General features: G+C 53.4%; 16 protein-coding genes, 7 tRNA genes and 1 other RNA gene. 14 read left to right on the top strand and 10 right to left on the bottom strand.

Going from position 1 to position 17,823, the window contains the following annotated elements; all coding sequences use genetic code 11:
• Window positions 1–20 precede the first annotated feature (20 nt).
• The 13 genes from tolB to pnuC all read left to right on the top strand — a co-directional run bounded on the left by tolB (window position 21) and on the right by pnuC (window position 5,944).
• Window positions 21–1,313 (top strand): Tol-Pal system beta propeller repeat protein TolB, encoded by a 1,293-nt coding sequence (gene tolB / locus NMC31_RS00990; RefSeq protein WP_253896811.1) that lies wholly within the window; start codon window positions 21–23, stop codon window positions 1,311–1,313.
• A gap of 35 nt (window positions 1,314–1,348) precedes the next feature.
• Window positions 1,349–1,873, top strand: a complete 525-nt coding sequence (gene pal, locus NMC31_RS00995) for a peptidoglycan-associated lipoprotein Pal (protein ID WP_015965297.1) — start codon at window positions 1,349–1,351, stop codon at window positions 1,871–1,873.
• 9 nt (window positions 1,874–1,882) lie between these two features.
• A complete protein-coding gene (cpoB, locus tag NMC31_RS01000) occupies window positions 1,883–2,677 on the top strand; it encodes a cell division protein CpoB (RefSeq protein WP_253896661.1) in 795 nt (264 codons plus the stop codon).
• Between the two features lie 164 nt (window positions 2,678–2,841).
• A tRNA-Lys gene (locus NMC31_RS01005) sits at window positions 2,842–2,917 on the top strand.
• A gap of 36 nt (window positions 2,918–2,953) precedes the next feature.
• A tRNA-Val gene (locus NMC31_RS01010) sits at window positions 2,954–3,029 on the top strand.
• 2 nt (window positions 3,030–3,031) lie between these two features.
• A tRNA-Lys gene (locus NMC31_RS01015) sits at window positions 3,032–3,107 on the top strand.
• A 139-nt stretch (window positions 3,108–3,246) separates the two neighbouring features.
• Window positions 3,247–3,322: transfer RNA gene (locus NMC31_RS01020), tRNA-Val, on the top strand.
• Window positions 3,323–3,325: 3 nt separating this feature from the next.
• Window positions 3,326–3,401, top strand: a tRNA-Lys gene (locus NMC31_RS01025).
• 47 nt (window positions 3,402–3,448) lie between these two features.
• Window positions 3,449–3,524 (top strand) — tRNA-Lys (locus NMC31_RS01030).
• Between the two features lie 132 nt (window positions 3,525–3,656).
• Window positions 3,657–3,732 (top strand) — tRNA-Lys (locus tag NMC31_RS01035).
• A 24-nt stretch (window positions 3,733–3,756) separates the two neighbouring features.
• Window positions 3,757–3,888: non-coding RNA, RtT sRNA (locus NMC31_RS01040), on the top strand.
• A gap of 269 nt (window positions 3,889–4,157) precedes the next feature.
• On the top strand, window positions 4,158–5,201 hold the full coding sequence (gene nadA, locus NMC31_RS01045; protein ID WP_253896812.1) for a quinolinate synthase NadA: 1,044 nt from the start codon (window positions 4,158–4,160) through the stop codon (window positions 5,199–5,201).
• Window positions 5,202–5,224: 23 nt separating this feature from the next.
• Window positions 5,225–5,944 carry a nicotinamide riboside transporter PnuC gene (pnuC, locus tag NMC31_RS01050; protein WP_253896662.1) on the top strand — a complete coding sequence of 240 codons (720 nt, stop codon included), beginning with the start codon at window positions 5,225–5,227 and terminating at the stop codon, window positions 5,942–5,944.
• Here the strand turns inward: pnuC and zitB are convergent.
• Window positions 5,941–6,885, bottom strand: coding sequence for a CDF family zinc transporter ZitB (zitB, locus tag NMC31_RS01055; RefSeq protein WP_149464443.1), 945 nt, complete (start codon window positions 6,883–6,885; stop codon window positions 5,941–5,943). The two genes, pnuC and zitB, sit on opposite strands and share 4 nt — an antisense overlap.
• A 110-nt stretch (window positions 6,886–6,995) precedes the next feature.
• Entirely contained in the window at window positions 6,996–7,376 is a 381-nt protein-coding gene (locus NMC31_RS01060; RefSeq protein WP_253896663.1) for a YbgS-like family protein, read from the bottom strand.
• 317 nt (window positions 7,377–7,693) lie between these two features.
• On the opposite strand from NMC31_RS01060, the gene aroG reads away from it, so the two are divergent.
• Entirely contained in the window at window positions 7,694–8,746 is a 1,053-nt protein-coding gene (gene aroG, locus NMC31_RS01065) for a 3-deoxy-7-phosphoheptulonate synthase AroG (RefSeq protein WP_253896664.1), read from the top strand.
• A 147-nt stretch (window positions 8,747–8,893) separates the two neighbouring features.
• Here the strand turns inward: aroG and gpmA are convergent, their stop codons facing one another.
• From gpmA to modE, 8 genes are all read right to left on the bottom strand, one after another.
• Window positions 8,894–9,646, bottom strand: coding sequence for a 2,3-diphosphoglycerate-dependent phosphoglycerate mutase (gene gpmA / locus NMC31_RS01070; RefSeq protein ID WP_015965286.1), 753 nt, complete (start codon window positions 9,644–9,646; stop codon window positions 8,894–8,896).
• A 219-nt stretch (window positions 9,647–9,865) separates the two neighbouring features.
• Window positions 9,866–10,906: a galactose-1-epimerase gene (gene galM / locus NMC31_RS01075; RefSeq protein WP_149464449.1), complete on the bottom strand. Its 1,041-nt coding sequence runs from the start codon at window positions 10,904–10,906 to the stop codon at window positions 9,866–9,868.
• Window positions 10,900–12,048, bottom strand: a complete 1,149-nt coding sequence (galK, locus tag NMC31_RS01080; protein ID WP_253896665.1) for a galactokinase — start codon at window positions 12,046–12,048, stop codon at window positions 10,900–10,902. Before galK ends, galM begins: the two co-directional genes overlap by 7 nt.
• A 2-nt stretch (window positions 12,049–12,050) precedes the next feature.
• The gene (galT, locus tag NMC31_RS01085; protein WP_149464451.1) at window positions 12,051–13,097 is read right to left on the bottom strand and encodes a galactose-1-phosphate uridylyltransferase; all 1,047 of its coding nucleotides are present in this window, start codon (window positions 13,095–13,097) and stop codon (window positions 12,051–12,053) included.
• A gap of 9 nt (window positions 13,098–13,106) precedes the next feature.
• Window positions 13,107–14,123 carry a UDP-glucose 4-epimerase GalE gene (galE, locus tag NMC31_RS01090; protein WP_149464452.1) on the bottom strand — a complete coding sequence of 339 codons (1,017 nt, stop codon included), beginning with the start codon at window positions 14,121–14,123 and terminating at the stop codon, window positions 13,107–13,109.
• Window positions 14,124–14,373: 250 nt separating this feature from the next.
• On the bottom strand, window positions 14,374–15,291 hold the full coding sequence (locus NMC31_RS01095; protein ID WP_149464453.1) for a DUF2167 domain-containing protein: 918 nt from the start codon (window positions 15,289–15,291) through the stop codon (window positions 14,374–14,376).
• A gap of 166 nt (window positions 15,292–15,457) precedes the next feature.
• Entirely contained in the window at window positions 15,458–16,927 is a 1,470-nt protein-coding gene (modF, locus tag NMC31_RS01100) for a molybdate ABC transporter ATP-binding protein ModF (protein WP_253896666.1), read from the bottom strand.
• Window positions 16,928–16,994: 67 nt separating this feature from the next.
• Window positions 16,995–17,783, bottom strand: a complete 789-nt coding sequence (gene modE, locus NMC31_RS01105; RefSeq protein WP_253896667.1) for a molybdenum-dependent transcriptional regulator — start codon at window positions 17,781–17,783, stop codon at window positions 16,995–16,997.
• Window positions 17,784–17,823 lie beyond the last annotated feature (40 nt).

Here is a 17,823-nt window from a genome sequence, read left to right on the forward strand (position 1 = left end):
GTCCAGATAAGGGAGATATGATGAAGCAGGCATTACGAGTAGCATTTGGTTTCTTAATGCTGTGGGCGGCGGTGCTGCACGCAGAAGTACGTATCGAGATCACCCAAGGGGTCGATTCGGCACGTCCAATTGGTGTGGTTCCCTTCCAGTGGGCCGGACCGGGCGCAGCACCTGAAGATATCGGCGGTATCGTCGGTGCAGATCTGCGTAACAGCGGTAAATTTAACCCGTTAGACAGAGCCAAGCTGCCGCAGCAGCCAGGCTCCGCGCAGGAAGTTCAACCTGCGGCATGGTCTGCGCTGGGTATTGATGCGGTTGTCGTCGGTCAGGTCTCGCCTAACGCTGATGGCAGCTATACTGTTGCCTACCAGTTGGTCGATACTGGCGGTGCGCCGGGTACCGTTCTGGCACAGAACTCTTACAAAGTGAACAAGCAGTGGCTGCGTTATGCGGGCCATACTGCCAGTGACGAAGTGTTCGAGAAGCTGACCAGCATCAAAGGCGCGTTCCGTACACGTATCGCCTACGTTGTGCAGACTAACGGCGGTCAGTTCCCGTATGAACTGCGCGTGTCTGACTATGATGGCTACAATCAGTTCGTGGTTCACCGTTCACCACAGCCGTTGATGTCTCCGGCGTGGTCTCCGGACGGATCTAAACTGGCTTACGTTACCTTCGAAAGCGGCCGTTCTGCGCTGGTTATCCAGACGCTGTCCAACGGTGCGGTTCGTCAGGTAGCGTCGTTCCCGCGTCACAACGGTGCACCAGCGTTCTCTCCGGATGGCAGCAAACTGGCGTTTGCCCTGTCTAAAACCGGTAGCCTGAACCTGTACGTGATGGATATCGGCTCGGGCCAGATCCGTCAGGTAACCGATGGTCGCAGCAACAACACCGAACCAACCTGGTTCCCGGACAGCCAGAATCTGGCCTTTACCTCTGACCAGGCCGGTCGTCCGCAGGTGTATAAAGTGAATGTTAACGGCGGTGCTCCGCAGCGTATCACCTGGGAAGGTTCTCAGAACCAGGATGCGGATGTGAGCAGCGACGGTAAGTTTATGGTAATGGTCAGCTCCAATAGTGGTCAGCAGCACATTGCCAAACAAGATCTGGTAGCGGGTGGCGTACAAGTGTTGTCGTCAACGTTCCTGGACGAAACGCCAAGTCTGGCACCTAACGGCACTATGGTAATCTACAGCTCTTCTCAGGGGATGGGATCCGTGCTGAATCTGGTTTCTACAGATGGGCGTTTCAAAGCGCGTCTTCCGGCAACTGATGGACAGGTCAAATTCCCTGCCTGGTCGCCGTATCTGTAATAATAAATAATTGAATTATTAAAGGAATCAAAGAAATGCAACTGAACAAAGTGCTGAAAGGACTGATGCTGGCTCTGCCGGTAATGGCGATCGCGGCGTGTTCTTCTAACAAGAATGCAAGCAACGATGGCAGCGAAGGCGGCATGCTGAACGGCGCTGGCACTGGTATGGATGCAAACGGCAGCGGCAACATGTCCTCCGAAGAGCAGGCTCGTCTGCAGATGCAACAGCTGCAGCAGAACAACATCGTATACTTCGATCTGGACAAATACGATATCCGTTCTGACTTCGCTGCAATGCTGGATGCGCACGCTAACTTCCTGCGTAGCAACCCGTCTTACAAAGTCACCGTAGAAGGTCACGCGGACGAACGTGGTACTCCTGAGTACAACATTTCCCTGGGCGAACGTCGTGCAAACGCTGTTAAAATGTACCTGCAGGGTAAAGGCGTTTCTGCTGACCAGATCTCCATCGTTTCTTACGGTAAAGAAAAACCTGCAGTACTGGGTCATGACGAAGCGGCTTACTCCAAAAACCGTCGTGCCGTACTGGTTTACTAAGAGAATTGCATGAGCAGTAACTTCAGACATCACATGTTGAGTCTGTCGTTACTGGTTGGCATAGCGGCCCCCTGGGCCGCTAATGCTCAGGCGCCAATCAGTAGTGTCGGCTCAGGCTCGGTCGAAGACCGTGTCACCTCCCTTGAGCGTATTTCTAATGCTCACAGTCAACTTTTGACCCAACTCCAGCAACAACTCTCTGACAACCAATCTGATATCGACTCCCTGCGTGGTCAAATCCAGGAAAGTCAATACCAGATGAACCAGATTGTTGAGCGCCAGAAGCAGATCCTGTTGCAGATTGACAGTCTGACGAGCGGCGGCGCTGGCGCACAGACGCAACAGGCGTCCGGTGAGCAGGGCGGCAGCGCGACGGCAACGCCAGCACCGGCAGCCGACGCAGCGGCCTCTGGCGTGCCTGCGCAGACGGGTGACGCCAATACGGACTACAACGCAGCGATTGCACTGGTGAAGGATTCCTCTCGCCAGGACGACGCAATGGCGGCGTTTCAGAACTTCGTCAAAAAATATCCTGATTCAACGTATCAACCGAATGCCAATTACTGGCTCGGTCAGTTGAATTACAACAAGGGTAAAAAAGACGATGCGGCGTACTATTTTGCCTCCGTGGTGAAAAACTACCCGAAATCACCGAAAGCGGCTGACGCGATGTTTAAGGTCGGGGTGATCATGCAGGACAAAGGGGATACTGCTAAGGCGAAGGCAGTGTACCAGCAGGTGGTTGCGAAGTACCCAGGCACCGATGGGGCTAAACAGGCTCAGAAACGCCTTAATGGGATGTAATGCCTGAAGCATGACCAGGAATCGCGTTATTTCTGGTCATGCCGCATGAAACATAAGCACTTAAGTGATCTTCGTCGAAATATTTGTTGCGCTCAATTCTGAAATCAGTAATATATGCCGCCGTTGCAACGGGATATTAAACATCTCGAAAACAACGTAAAAGTGGGTCGTTAGCTCAGTTGGTAGAGCAGTTGACTTTTAATCAATTGGTCGCAGGTTCGAATCCTGCACGACCCACCACTAACTCTGTTAGTAAGCAGTATCCAGCGCAGTATCGGGTGATTAGCTCAGCTGGGAGAGCACCTCCCTTACAAGGAGGGGGTCGGCGGTTCGATCCCGTCATCACCCACCACCGGGTCGTTAGCTCAGTTGGTAGAGCAGTTGACTTTTAATCAATTGGTCGCAGGTTCGAATCCTGCACGACCCACCACTTTAACATCGAATGACGATGTTAACCGTGTAGGATAACGTTGCGTAGCAACGGCCCGTAGGGCGAGGCGAAGCCGAGTCATCCTGCACGACCCACCATCATTTTGGTGGAAGCAGTTTGTAGTATCCAGCGCAGTATCGGGTGATTAGCTCAGCTGGGAGAGCACCTCCCTTACAAGGAGGGGGTCGGCGGTTCGATCCCGTCATCACCCACCACTCGGGTCGTTAGCTCAGTTGGTAGAGCAGTTGACTTTTAATCAATTGGTCGCAGGTTCGAATCCTGCACGACCCACCAATTTTAAATTGGTAACCGAGTAAAAATCTTTCAGGCAACACCCGAATGGGTCGTTAGCTCAGTTGGTAGAGCAGTTGACTTTTAATCAATTGGTCGCAGGTTCGAATCCTGCACGACCCACCAATTTAAAGGTGGTTACTGGTAGAGAACGTGAAGGATAACGTTGCGTCAGCAACGGCCCGAAGGGCGAGACGAAGTCGAGTCATCCTGCACGACCCACCATCCTGAATGATTTAAGTAGTAAAATCCCGCAAGGGGTCGTTAGCTCAGTTGGTAGAGCAGTTGACTTTTAATCAATTGGTCGCAGGTTCGAATCCTGCACGACCCACCAGTGTAAAAAGGCGCCCTAAAGGCGCCTTTTTGCTATCTGCGGTTTATACGATTCGAACCTGCAGCAGGTTCGGTGTTGAGCGAAGCGAAACAACGGAGCCGCTTGCGGCGACGACCCGAAGGGCGAGCGAAGCGAGTCATCCTGCACGACCCACCAGTGTAAAAAGGCGCCCTAAAGGCGCCTTTTTGCTATCTACGGTTTGGGAAATTGCCTGATGGCGCTTCGCTTATCAGGCCTATACCTCGCATTGCCTTGTAGGTCGGGTAAGCGCAGCGCCACCCGACAACCACCCGTACTAAAATCTCCACGACTTTTCCCCTCATTTCAGCTATCTTGTTTAGCATATAAAACACCGGTGCCCGATTGATGCGTTTTATACGCCTGTTATCGGCAATATCGTTAAGTTAGTAAAACGAGACAGCATGATGAGCGTGATGTTTGACCCAGAAGCCGCAATTTACCCCTTCCCGCCGAAACCGGTGGCCCTCAGCGTGGATGAAAAACAGTTCTACCGCGAGAAAATCAAACGCCTGTTGAAAGAACGCAATGCGGTGATGGTGGCGCATTACTACACCGACCCGGAAATTCAGCAACTGGCCGAAGAGACAGGGGGATGCATCTCGGACTCTCTGGAGATGGCGCGCTTTGGCGCAAAGCATCCGGCAACAACGTTACTGGTCGCAGGCGTTCGTTTTATGGGCGAGACGGCGAAAATCCTTAGCCCTGAGAAAACCATTCTCATGCCCACTCTGCATGCAGAGTGTTCGCTTGATCTTGGCTGCCCCATTGAAGCGTTTAACGCCTTCTGCGATGCGCATCCCGATCGCACCGTTGTTGTCTATGCCAATACTTCCGCCGCGGTAAAAGCGCGTGCGGATTGGGTGGTGACGTCCAGTATCGCAGTCGAACTCATTGAGCATCTTGATAGTTTGGGTGAAAAAATCATCTGGGCGCCGGATCGCCACCTCGGCAGTTATGTCCAGAAACAGACTGGCGCAGATGTGCTGTGCTGGAATGGCGCCTGTATCGTACATGATGAATTCAAAACCCAGGCGCTCGCGCGTATGAAAGCGTTGTATCCCCAGGCGGCTATTCTGGTACACCCGGAGTCACCACAAGCGATTGTCGATATGGCTGATGCCGTAGGTTCAACCAGCCAGCTCATCAACGCCGCCAAAACCCTGCCGCACCCACAGCTGATCGTCGCGACCGACCGTGGTATTTTTTACAAGATGCAGCAGGCCGTACCAGAAAAAGAACTGCTGGAGGCGCCGACGGCGGGGGAAGGCGCCACCTGTCGCACCTGCGCACATTGCCCGTGGATGGCAATGAATGGCCTGAAAGCCATTGCTGAAGGGCTGGAGCAGGGCGGTGCCGCGCATGAAATTCACGTTGACGAGACGCAGCGTCAGGGCGCGCTGGTGCCACTGAACCGCATGCTTGATTTTGCGGCTACACTTCGGGGATAACGTGATAACCCTCTGGAGATAAAATGGATTTCTTTAGTACGCAAAACATTCTGGTGCACATCCCTATCGGCGCGGGCGGTTATGACCTCTCCTGGATTGAAGCCGTCGGTACCGTGGCGGGATTACTGTGTATCTGGCTGGCAAGCCTGGAAAAAATCGTGAACTACTTTTTCGGGCTGGTTAACGTCACCCTGTTCGCGATTATTTTCTTCCAGATTCAGCTCTACGCCAGCCTGCTGCTGCAACTGTTCTTCTTTGCGGCAAATATTTATGGCTGGTATGCGTGGTCGCGACAAACCCAGCAACATGAAGCCGAACTGCAAATCCGCTGGCTACCGAAGCCGAAAGCGCTCGGTTGGCTGGCAGCCTGTGTGGTGGCGATTGGCCTGATGACGGTTTACATCGACCCGGTGTTTGCTTTCCTGACGCGCGTGGCGGTGAACGTGATGCAGTTCTTTGGCCTGAACGTCACGCAGCCCACGCTGCAGCCTGACGCGTTCCCGTTCTGGGATTCCTGCATGATGGTGTTGTCGATTGTGGCGATGGTGCTAATGACGCGCAAATACGTGGAGAACTGGCTGCTGTGGGTGATAATCAACCTTATCAGCGTGGTGATTTTTGCCCTTCAGGGCGTGTACGCCATGTCGCTGGAATACCTGATCCTGACCTTTATCGCGCTTAACGGTAGTCGAATGTGGATGAACAGCGCGCGTGAGCGAGGCTCTCGCGCGTTTTCTCATTAATGATGGTGATGATGCCCGTGTCCGGCTGTCGTCTCGTTGAGATGGCATTCCGGGCCGCTACAGGGCTGATACTCCATCTGGATGGTAGCGTGCTCAATCTGATAATGATGTTCAAGAAAGTGCTGAATACTGTCGAGTAGCGCATCATGATCGTGCGGCGGCACCACCTGAACATGCAGCGTCATGAGCGGTTTTTCGCCCACCAGCCAGACGTGAACGTGGTGCACGTCGCGGACTTCGGGAATGGCTCTGCGCAGATCGCGTTTCAGCGCCGTGACATCCATAGTGCGCGGCGCGCCTTCCAGTAGTTCATTAACGCTTTCTTTCAGCAGCGACCACGCGCTACGCAGCACCAGGCACGAGACCAGCACTGACAGAATCGGATCGATAGGCGTCCAGCCCGTCATCATGATCACCACCGCGGCGGCAATCGCGCCCACCGATCCCAGTAGATCGCCCATTACATGCAGTGCCGCGGCGCGTACATTCAGGTTTTTTTCATCGCTACCGCGGTGGAGGATCCAGAACGAAAGAATATTGGCAATTAACCCTGCGACGGCAATGATCATCATGGTTGCCCCAGCGATGGGCTGCGGATGGTAGAAGCGCTGGATTGCTTCCCAGACGATCAGAATGGTAATGACCACCAGTGCGATGGCGTTAACAAACGCAGCGAGGGTGGTGAGGCGCAGCCAACCAAAGGTATGACGGGCATTTGGTGGACGACGCGCAAAGTGGACGGCCAGTAGCGCAAACAGCAGCGCGGCGGAGTCGGTCAGCATATGTCCGGCATCGGCCAGCAGCGCCAGCGAACCAGAAATAATCCCACCGATGGTCTCCACCACCATAAATCCAGCAGTGATGATAAACGCCAGCAGCAATCGGCGGGCGTTTTTGTCTTCGGGAAGATGGGGGGAAGCATGTGAGTGTGAGTGCGCCATAATGTCATCCGTTTTATGCTTTTGTTAACTGTATGACATCATACCTTTTTTACGCCAACAAAATAAAAAAGGAGAGCATAAGCTCTCCCGTTATCGACATGTTTCAAACATTACTGAGTGGTGCCATCAGTTTTACTCGCGGGATCATTCTTGGTGCCATTTCCGTTTTCAACTTTTTTGTTGATATCCGGGCAGCGACCATCTTTGCACATCGAATTTTTATGCACTTCATCCTTAGTCATCCCGTCATGATGGGTGGCGGAACCTTGTTGATGATGCATTGTGCTGCCAGAACCCGTATTGATATTGCTATTATCAACACCGTTCGGTGCAACATTTTCTTTCGCATCAGGGGCTACCTGGCCGGCATCAGCAGCGGCATTCGCCTGACCATTGTTACTTTGCGCGCCCGTATCTGCGGCCAGAGCCGCGCCGCTGGCGAGAGTGAGCGTAGCGGTAAGGAGAAGTGTGCTCAGTTTAGTCGTTTTCATAAGGTGCTCCTGTTATGTCTTCAGTACCGGATAGCATCTTCCGACGTACTTATGCCAACGAGGGTGGCAGGCAATGGTTAAAGATGTCGCCACAGGCCAATCAAGCCAGTAGAGAATCTCGAAAAAATAATAAAACAGAGTCGTTACAGTTAAAAATTGTAGGTTAGATCTCGTTATTCGCTACTTTCTGGCGTTTTTTAGGCTAATTCCAGGATTATTCCGCGCAAGGTGTAAAACCCAGTTTACACTTTCTGACGAAAGATATAGATTGAGGGGATTGCATTCAATCATATAAGTATGGCAACACTGGAACGAACATGAATTATCAGAACGACGATTTACGTATCAAAGAGATCAACGAGTTATTGCCTCCGGTCGCACTCCTTGAGAAATTCCCCGCCACAGAAAACGCTGCTAATACGGTTTCCCGTGCGCGCAAAGCGATTCACAAAATCCTGAAAGGCAACGACGATCGTCTTCTGGTGGTGATTGGCCCATGTTCTATCCACGATCCAGCCGCGGCGAAAGAGTACGCATCACGCCTGCTGGCGATGCGTGAAGAACTTAGTGATTCGCTCGAAATCGTCATGCGCGTCTATTTTGAAAAACCGCGTACCACGGTGGGCTGGAAGGGGCTGATTAACGATCCGCACATGGATCACAGCTACCAAATCAACGATGGCCTGCGCATCGCGCGTAAGTTGCTGCTCGATATCAACGACACCGGCCTGCCGGCAGCGGGCGAGTTCCTTGATATGATAACCCCACAATACCTGGCCGATTTAATGAGCTGGGGTGCAATTGGTGCGCGTACGACCGAATCTCAGGTGCACCGCGAACTGGCCTCGGGCCTTTCCTGCCCGGTCGGTTTTAAAAACGGGACGGATGGCACCATGAAAGTGGCTATTGACGCCATCAATGCGGCAGGTGCGCCACACTGTTTCCTTTCTGTCACCAAATGGGGGCATTCCGCTATCGTTAACACCAGCGGTAACGGTGACTGCCACATCATTCTGCGCGGTGGCAAAGAGCCGAACTACAGTGCCGCACACGTGGCCAGCGTAAAAGAATCGTTGAAAAAAGCCGACCTTCCCGCTCAGGTGATGATCGATTTCAGTCACGCAAACTCCAGTAAGCAATTCAAAAAACAGATGGAAGTGGGCGCGGACGTCTGCCAGCAAATTGCGGGCGGTGAGCAGGCGATTATTGGCGTGATGATTGAAAGCCACCTGGTGGAAGGCAATCAGAACCCGGACAACGGTGAACCACTGGTTTACGGCAAGAGCATTACCGATGCCTGCATCGGTTGGGAAGATACGGAAACCATCCTGCGTCAGTTGGCGAATGCGGTAAAAGCACGTCGCGGATAAGGCGCCTGATGCGCTACGCTTATCAGGCCTACATAACTTGTGCGATGTTTTGTAGGCTGGATAAGGCGTTTACGCCGCACCCGGCAAGAACAAATCGCATAATGTCAGCAATTTGAACGGGTAGCTTGCGCTACCCGTTTTTCATGATTACTTCGCTTTACCCTGGTTTGCCACGGCAGCTGCTTTTGCAGCGATTTCGTCAGCATTGCCCAGATAGTAATGTTTGATAGGCTTGAAGTTTTCGTCGAACTCATACACCAGCGGCACGCCGGTTGGGATGTTCAGGTCGATAATCTCTTCTTCGCCCATGTTATCCAGGTATTTCACCAGCGCACGCAGAGAGTTACCGTGAGCGGCGATGATCACGCGTTCACCGCTTTTAATGCGTGGCAGAATGGTTTCGTTCCAGTACGGCACGACGCGATCGATGGTCAGCGCCAGGCTTTCGGTAACCGGCAGCTCTTTATCGGTCAGTTTGGCATAACGCGGGTCGTGGCCCGGGTAGCGCTCGTCATCTTTGGTCAGCTCTGGCGGGGTGATGGCAAAACCACGACGCCACTGTTTCACCTGGTCGTCACCGTATTTTGCTGCGGTTTCCGCTTTGTTCAGACCCTGAAGCGCACCGTAATGACGTTCGTTCAGTTTCCAGGATTTCTCAACCGGCAGCCACGCTTGATCCAGCTCGTCCAGCACATTCCACAGCGTATGGATGGCACGTTTCAGCACGGAGGTATAAGCAAAATCGAAGGTGTAGCCTTCAGCCTTCAGCAGTTTACCGGCCGCTTTCGCTTCGCCAACGCCTTTCTCTGACAGGTCCACGTCATACCAACCCGTAAAGCGGTTTTCGTTGTTCCACTGACTTTCACCGTGACGAACCAGTACCAGCTTAGTTACAGCCATACTCTCACTCCTCAAGCTTTATTTGAATGATAACAATTCTCATTATATTGCCGCGATCGGCTCGACGGCAACGCTTATGCATAACCATAGCGAAAATAGCGGCTGAGTGTAAGGTGGTTGTGAATGCAGGGTTGTGAATTTGTCGATAATTGACGCTAAATTCAGCAAAGTGCGCAAAAAAAATGACCGGATGTCAGAAGGACATCCGGTCGATGGGCATTACTCGGCAATAAACTGATATTCCGTCAAACTGACATACTCTTCGCCTGGCCGTAGCACGCAGTCAGGTTGCGGCCATTCCGGGTGGTTCGGGCTATCGGGCAGGAACTCGCTTTCCAGCGCCAGACCTTGCCATGCGGTATAAGGTTCGCTGCCGCGAGACGGTGTACCGTCGAGGAAGTTGCCGGAGTAAAATTGCAGGGCAGGGGCTGAGGTAAAGACCTTCATCTGCAATTTCTCATCCTGCGACCACACGCGGGCGACAACCTGAGAAGCATCGCCTTTCGCCTGTAACAGAAAAGCGTGATCGTAACCTTTTACTTTCTGCTGATCGCCGTCGGCCAGAAAATCGGTGGAAATCGCCTTCGGCTGGCGGAAATCGAAGCTGGTGCCAGTCACGTCTTTCAGGCCGTCATGGGGAATCCCCATTTCATCCACCGGCAGGTAGGCATCTGCCAGAAGTTGCAGTTTGTGGCTACGCACGTCACTCTGCTCGCCATTGAGGTTGAAGTAGACGTGGTTGGTCATATTCACCGGACAGGCTTTATCGACGGTTGCGCGATATTCGATAGAGATGCGGTTATCGTCCGTCAGGTGATAACGCGCTGAGGCGTTGAGCGTGCCCGGAAAACCCTGGTCGCCATCGTCGGACGTCAGGGTGAACAACACCTGGGTGTCGTTCTGGTTGCTGATGGCCCAGCGACGTTTATCAAACCCTTCGCTGCCGCCGTGCAGCTGATTTTCGCCCTGGCTTGGGGTCAACGCATAGGTTTTGCCATCCAGCGTAAAGCGGCTTTTGGCGATACGGTTGGCGTAACGGCCAATGGATGCGCCAAAGTAGGCGGCCTGCTGGCTGTACTGTTCCGGTGAGGCGCAGCCCAGCAGCGCTTCGCGAATAGAACCATCCGCCAGTGGAATACGTGCGGAGAGCAGCGTCGCGCCCCAGTCCATGAGTGTCACCACCACGCCCTGCGCATTACGCAGAGTGACCAGGCGATACGGAAGGCCATCGGGGGCCAGGGTTGGCGTTTCGGTTAGCACTGTCCAGCTCCTTGTGAAGGTTTGCAAACGTAGAATGTCTCTTTGATGCCGGTTTTAGCTTCATACTGGTCAGCCACGGCCTGCTGTACGGCATCCACCATCTCTTCCGGCACCAGCGCCACGATACAGCCGCCGAAGCCGCCACCGGTCATACGTACGCCACCCTTGTCGCCAATCGTGGTTTTCACGATCTCAACCAGCGTGTCGATTTGTGGCACGGTGATTTCGAAATCATCACGCATAGAGGCATGAGATTCCGCCATCAGTTTACCCATGTGTTTAAGGTCGCCTTTTTCCAGCGCCTCAGCGGCTTCTACGGTACGGGCGTTTTCGGTCAGCACGTGACGTACGCGTTTAGCCACGATGGGGTCAAGCTGGCTGGCAACCGCGTTGAATTGATCCAGCGTGACATCACGCAGGGCAGGTTGTTGGAAGAAGCGCGCGCCGGTTTCGCACTGCTCGCGACGCGTGTTGTACTCGCTGCCGACCAGCGTGCGTTTGAAGTTACTGTTAATGATCACCACCGCTACGCCCTTCGGCATAGAGACCGCTTTGGTGCCCAGCGTGCGGCAGTCGATCAGTAACGCATGATCTTTCTTGCCCAGCGCGGAAATCAGCTGATCCATGATGCCGCAGTTACACCCCACGAACTGGTTCTCGGCTTCCTGACCGTTCAGCGCAATCTGCGCGCCATCCAGCGGCAGATGATACAGCTGCTGGAACACGGTGCCGACGGCGACTTCCAGCGAGGCGGAAGAGCTGAGGCCCGCGCCCTGCGGCACATTACCGCTGATTACCAGATCCGCGCCGCCGAAGTCTGCGTTGCGTTTTTGCAGATGTTTCACCACGCCGCGTACATAGTTAGACCACTGCTGCGTGCCATGTGTCACGATAGGCGCATCGAGGGAGAATTCATCGGTCTGGTTATCGTAATCGGCGGCAATCACGCGAACGGTACGATCCTGACGCGGCGCGCAGCTGATCACCGTCTGGTAATCAATGGCGCAGGGCAGCACAAAACCGTCGTTATAGTCGGTATGTTCGCCGATCAGGTTAACGCGGCCTGGTGCCTGAATAATGTGGGTAGCAGGGTAGCCAAATTTTTCAGCAAACAGGGATTGTGTTCTTTCTTTCAGACTCATTGTTATTCTCCGGACTCGCGAAAATGAATATCACTGACCGCGCGCAGGCGCTCGGCGGCTTGTTCTGCCGTCAGGTCGCGCTGGGTTTCTGCCAGCATTTCATAGCCAACCATAAATTTACGCACGGTAGCGGAACGCAGCAGCGGCGGGTAGAAGTGCGCGTGCAACTGCCAGTGTGCGTTTTCTTCACCATTAAACGGCGCGCCGTGCCAGCCCATTGAATAGGGGAAGGAGCACTGGAACAGATTATCGTAGCGGCTGGTCAGTTTTTTCAGCGCCAGCGCCAAATCGTCACGCTGAGCATCCGATAAGTCGGTGATGCGCAGGACATGCGTTTTGGGCAGCAGCAGCGTTTCGAACGGCCATGCCGCCCAATAAGGGACAACTGCCAGCCAATGTTCGGTTTCCACGACGGTACGGCTGCCGTCTGCCAGCTCGCGCTGGACGTAATCGACCAGCATCGGAGAACCCTGCTCGGCAAAATAGGCGCGTTGCAGGCGATCTTCGCGTTCGATTTCATTTGGCAGGAAGCTGTTGGCCCACACCTGACCATGCGGATGTGGGTTGGAGCAGCCCATCGCCGCGCCTTTGTTTTCAAAGACCTGTACCCATGGATAGCGTTGACCCAGTTCGGCGGTCTGTTCCTGCCAGGTTTTCACTACCTCCTGCAACGCGGGGAGCGTTAATTCGGGCAGCGTTTTGCTGTGATCCGGCGAGAAGCAGATCACGCGGCTGGTACCGCGGGCACTCATGCAACGCATTAATGGATCGTCGCTTTCCGGCGCATCTGGGGTGTCGGTCATCAGCGCGGCGAAGTCATTAGTAAAAACATAAGTGCTGGTGTAGTCGGGGTTTTTGTCACCCGTCACCCGGGTGTTGCCCGGGCATAAAAAGCAGTCCGGATCGTGCGCGGGCAGCGTCTGTTTTGACGGTGTCTCTTGCGCCCCTTGCCAGGGGCGTTTTGCGCGATGCGGTGAAACTAAAATCCACTGCCCGGTTAAAGGGTTATAACGGCGGTGGGGATGATCGACGGGGTTAAATTGCGTCATCAGAAATCCTTAGTCTGGATATCCCTGAGGATGACGGGACTGCCAGTGCCAGGTGTCCTGCGCCATTTCATCGAGATTACGGGTTACGCGCCAGTTCAGATCCTTGTCAGCTTTGGAGGCATCGGCCCAGTAGGCCGGAAGGTCGCCATCACGACGGGGAGCGAAATGGTAGTTAATCGGTTTGCCGCAGGCTTTGCTAAAGGCGTTCACCACGTCAAGCACGCTGCTGCCTACGCCAGCACCGAGGTTATAAATATGCACACCGGCTTTGTTCGCCAGTTTTTCCATTGCCGCAACGTGACCGTCGGCGAGGTCCATCACGTGGATGTAGTCGCGCACGCCGGTGCCGTCAGGCGTAGGGTAATCGTTGCCGAAAATCGCCAGCGATTCGCGGCGGCCAACCGCAACCTGAGCGATATACGGCATCAGATTGTTTGGGATGCCCTGCGGATCTTCACCCATGTCGCCAGAGGCATGGGCGCCCACCGGGTTGAAGTAACGTAGCAGCGAAATGCTCCATTCCGGCTGTGCTTTTTGCAGGTCGGTCAGGATTTGTTCGACCATCAGTTTGCTTTTGCCGTACGGGCTTTGCGGGGTACCGGTTGGGAAGCTTTCAACGTAAGGGATTTTTGGCTGGTCGCCATACACGGTAGCGGAGGAGCTGAAAATGAAGTTTTTGACATTCGCGGCACGCATGGCGGAAACCAGTCGTAGTGTTCCGTTAACGTTATTGTCATAATACTCCAGCGGTTTTTGCACCGACTCGCCAACTGCCTTCAGTCCCGCGAAGTGAATCACCGCCTCGATGGCGTGATCGGTCAGGATTGTGGTCATCAATGCTTCATCGCGAATATCGCCTTCCACGAACGTGGCTTTTTTCCCGCCCAGACGTTCGATTACCGGTAAGACGCTGCGTTTGCTGTTACACAGGTTGTCGAGAATGATGACCTCGTGGCCCTGTTGCAGCAACTGCACGCAGGTATGACTCCCGATGTAACCGCTACCACCCGTAACCAGTACTCTCATTTTTCGCTCCATTAGGCTTATGGTATGTAATGAAGATAGCATACCAGAGAAGGTAAAAGTGTGACATGGGATAAATTAGTGGAATCGTTTACACTAAATGCATAAACGTAGCTTTGATTTTAAATTCTTTATTTTCATACGGTTATGGGTAATCGTATAAATCTTAAAAATATGCGGTGAATTTTTATGTAATGGCGTGATGTTGCGCCAGCGCAGTAAAGCCACACCGGCGCAGCAGGGGAGAGGCGGGTTAGTCGTCAGATTTTTTACGGAACACCAGATGTTTCAGCCCGGCGCCGAAAGCAACCACCGCGATGGCGGCAAGCTTCCAGAATTTGAGCAGCGTGATGCCAATCATCGCCAGCAGACCAATTTTCTTCGCCGCAATCCCACCAATCAACGCCGCCAGACCATATTCAGCCAGTTTATCGGTTTTGGCGTTATAGTCGCTGTAACGCTGGCCTTCGTTAAAGTTAACCGCATTGAGCAGTGTTTTGGTCAAGGGTTTAGCCACCTCAACGCTGCCGCGATCGGTAATCAGGTTCAATTCGAAGTAACCTTCACGGCCCAGCAGATAGGTATTGTAGTTCACACCTTGCTCTTCCACAGGCACATTGCTGCCAATGTCTTTTAAGGCGGCAGACCAAATTAGGCGATGCGTGGCGGCATCGTAACTGGGTTTTTCCACCCAGCCAATCACCTCAATGGCCGGAATGCCTTTTTTCACACGATCTTTATTCCCTTCTTTTGTCCCTTCGCGTAGGCTGCTGAGTAATTCATCGGCGTCCCAGTCTTTCGCATCATCGTCCTTAATGTAACCGGAATCATCATAATCAATAGAAATAAAACCATCGATATTTTTATGGAAAATTAATCCATAAAAATTCGCATCATCGACGTAATTTCCCAATTCGGTCATAAATACAGACGACTCTTTTGCTGGAAAATAGACATAATCTTTGGGTAATTGAATCGTGGCTTTTTTGCCCAGAGGAACAGTCGCCGGACCGGGAACGGCCACGCGCTGCATCGCGGCAAAGGCAATTTCTGCGGGGTCTTCGGCCTGCTGCTGTTCCGATTGATTAGCTGCAAAAACCTGAAAAGATAATGCAAAAAGAAAACTGAGAAATACACATCGTGTACGGGGAAATCTAAACGAAAGATTCATATATTTTCCTGTAAATAACACAGCCGACTTCATTGTCAGCGCTAAAAAATAAACGAGCGCAGGGATTTTATTCCTGACGTTGCTTTTTCACTTTTTAGTTTTTTTTAATGCAGGATTAAGGTTCTCTTTATATATAATCAGGGCCCCTCAATGGGAGCCCTGATATTTATATTTTGCCTAACTGATAGCGGTATCCCTCGCCCTCGGCAATAAATTCCAGCCGATGGGTAATACAGTCTGGGGCATCTTCCGCATGGTGTGAGACAAACAGCAACTGCGTTTTTCCCTCGCTGATTAACACGTCGATAAAGCGGCGCACGACCTGACGGTTGAGCGGGTCAAGCCCTTGCAATGGTTCGTCGAGGATCAGCAGCGTAGGATGTTTGACCAGTGCGCGCACAATAAGGGCCAGCCGCTGCTGCCCCCATGACAGACTGTGGAATGGCGCATCGGCGGTACGCGTATCCATACCGAGAATATCAAGCCACCGCGCGACCAGTTTTCGTTGCTTATCGGATACCGCCTGGTAAATGCCGATGGAGTCAAAATAGCCGGAGAGAATAACGTTGCGCACTGTGGTGCTGACGCGATAATCCAGATGCAGGCTGCTGCTGACGTAGCCAATGTGCCTCTTGATATCCCAGATGGTTTCGCCGCTACCGCGACGTCGACCAAACAGCGTCAGGTCATTGCTGTAACCCTGGGGGTGGTCACCGGTTATCAGGCTTAACAGCGTGGATTTCCCCGCGCCATTAGGGCCCACAATCTGCCAGTGCTCGTTGGGCGCAACGGTCCAGCTCAGGTGGTTGATAATGGGCCGATCGTTATAGGAGACGACGCCATCGCGCAGCACAATGCGTGCTTCATCGTCGGCAAGGGATAACCGCGCAGAAGGGGCATCAGGCTCCGGTAAGGTCATGCCAGCCAGTTTTTCGCTGTGCGCCAACTGCGCGACCAGCGTTTGCGCCAGCAGCGCGTTTTTCTCGCCGGTTTCGGTAAGTGTACAATCGGCCAGCACTCCGACAAACGGCACAAAATCGGGAATATCATCGAAGCGGTTGAGGACCAGCATCAGGGTATAACCGGCCTCACTGAGTCTGGCGAGATGCTGCGCCAGCTGTTGGCGAGAGGCAACGTCGAGCCCGTCAAACGGTTCATCGAGGATCAATAAATCGGGCTCCGCCATCAGCGCCTGACACAGCAGAGTCTTACGCGTTTCACCGGTGGACAGATATTTAAAGCGCCTTTCCAGTAAATGACTGATGCCAAAACGTGCGGCAAGCGTTGCGCAGTGCGTGGCATTTTTGACCTCATCCTGAATAATTTCTGCGGTGGTGCGGCCCGTGTCTTCCTCGCCGGGGCTGAGCAAATCCGTATTGTTGCGCTGCCATTCATCGCTCACCAGTTTCTGCAATTGTTCGAAGGAGAGGCGGGTGATACGGGTGAACTGACATTCACGCGAGCCGGAAAGCAGCGGAAGTTCTCCCGCCAGTGCACGAGCGAGCGCCGATTTGCCGCTGCCGTTGCTGCCGACAAACGCCCAGCTTTCACCGGCGCGCAGGGTCAGTTGCTCAATTTTCAGCGTTTTTGTATCGCTAAGACGAAACGTGCCTTGCGAAATTTGCAATGATGACATTGTGTATCCCATTTTTTGCAGCGATTTTTATCAGGGATACGTCTTTCACATCATGATGTCAATGGCATCAGCACAACGTGGCGAGAATGATGCGGTCAGCATTAAAATATGCTGTTACCTCGGCGCCTTCCTCCAGTTCTGTGGCTTTCTCCAGCGGCAAGGTAGCGCACAGGGTTTGCCCATCCGGTAGTGCCATAAGGACTTCGCACTGTTCGGTGCCGCGCTGGATGTGGCTGATACGGCAGGCAAGCTGATTGTCCGCATCGCGGGCCTGCGACGGGTCGCGCGTGACGCTGACCCAGGGGGCTTTCAGCAGGACCAGCACTTCTTTGCCTTCATCCAACCCAAGGCGTTCACCGCTTTGCGCGGTGATGGCCACTTTCAGACGAGTTTCGCCGTCTGCCAATAAAATATCCACATGCTGCTGCACCTGCTGGTGGTCGCGACGGGTGACCGTACCAAACCACTGGTTACGGGCGCTGGTTTGCAGCGAAAAACGGGAAATAGCGGCCAGCAAGCTATCGAGGGGCAGGGCGTCATCATCACTCAGCACATCGAACGCTTTTTGCTGAATTTGCGCCAGCAGATCGTAGAGCTGAATGAGCCGCTGACCATAACGTGTCAGCACCGCACCGCCGCCGCCTTTCCCGCCGGTAGCGCGATCGACCAAAGAATGCTCGCTCAGAGTATTCATCTCATTGATGGCATCCCAGGCGCTTTTATAGCTGATACCGGCGTTTTTCGCGCCCTGGCTGATCGAGCCGGTTTGTGCGATTTGTTTCAATAGCGAGATGCGACGCGGGTCGGCAAACAGACGTTGCTGAAGCTTAAGAGTGAGGAGAATTTCTGCCTGCATAAAGGACGTCCTGATAAAAGGGGTATTGTGACTGAAATGA

Origin of the sequence: Pseudocitrobacter vendiensis (genome assembly GCF_943590815.1) — a bacterium.
Lineage (GTDB): Bacteria > Pseudomonadota > Gammaproteobacteria > Enterobacterales > Enterobacteriaceae > Pseudocitrobacter > Pseudocitrobacter vendiensis.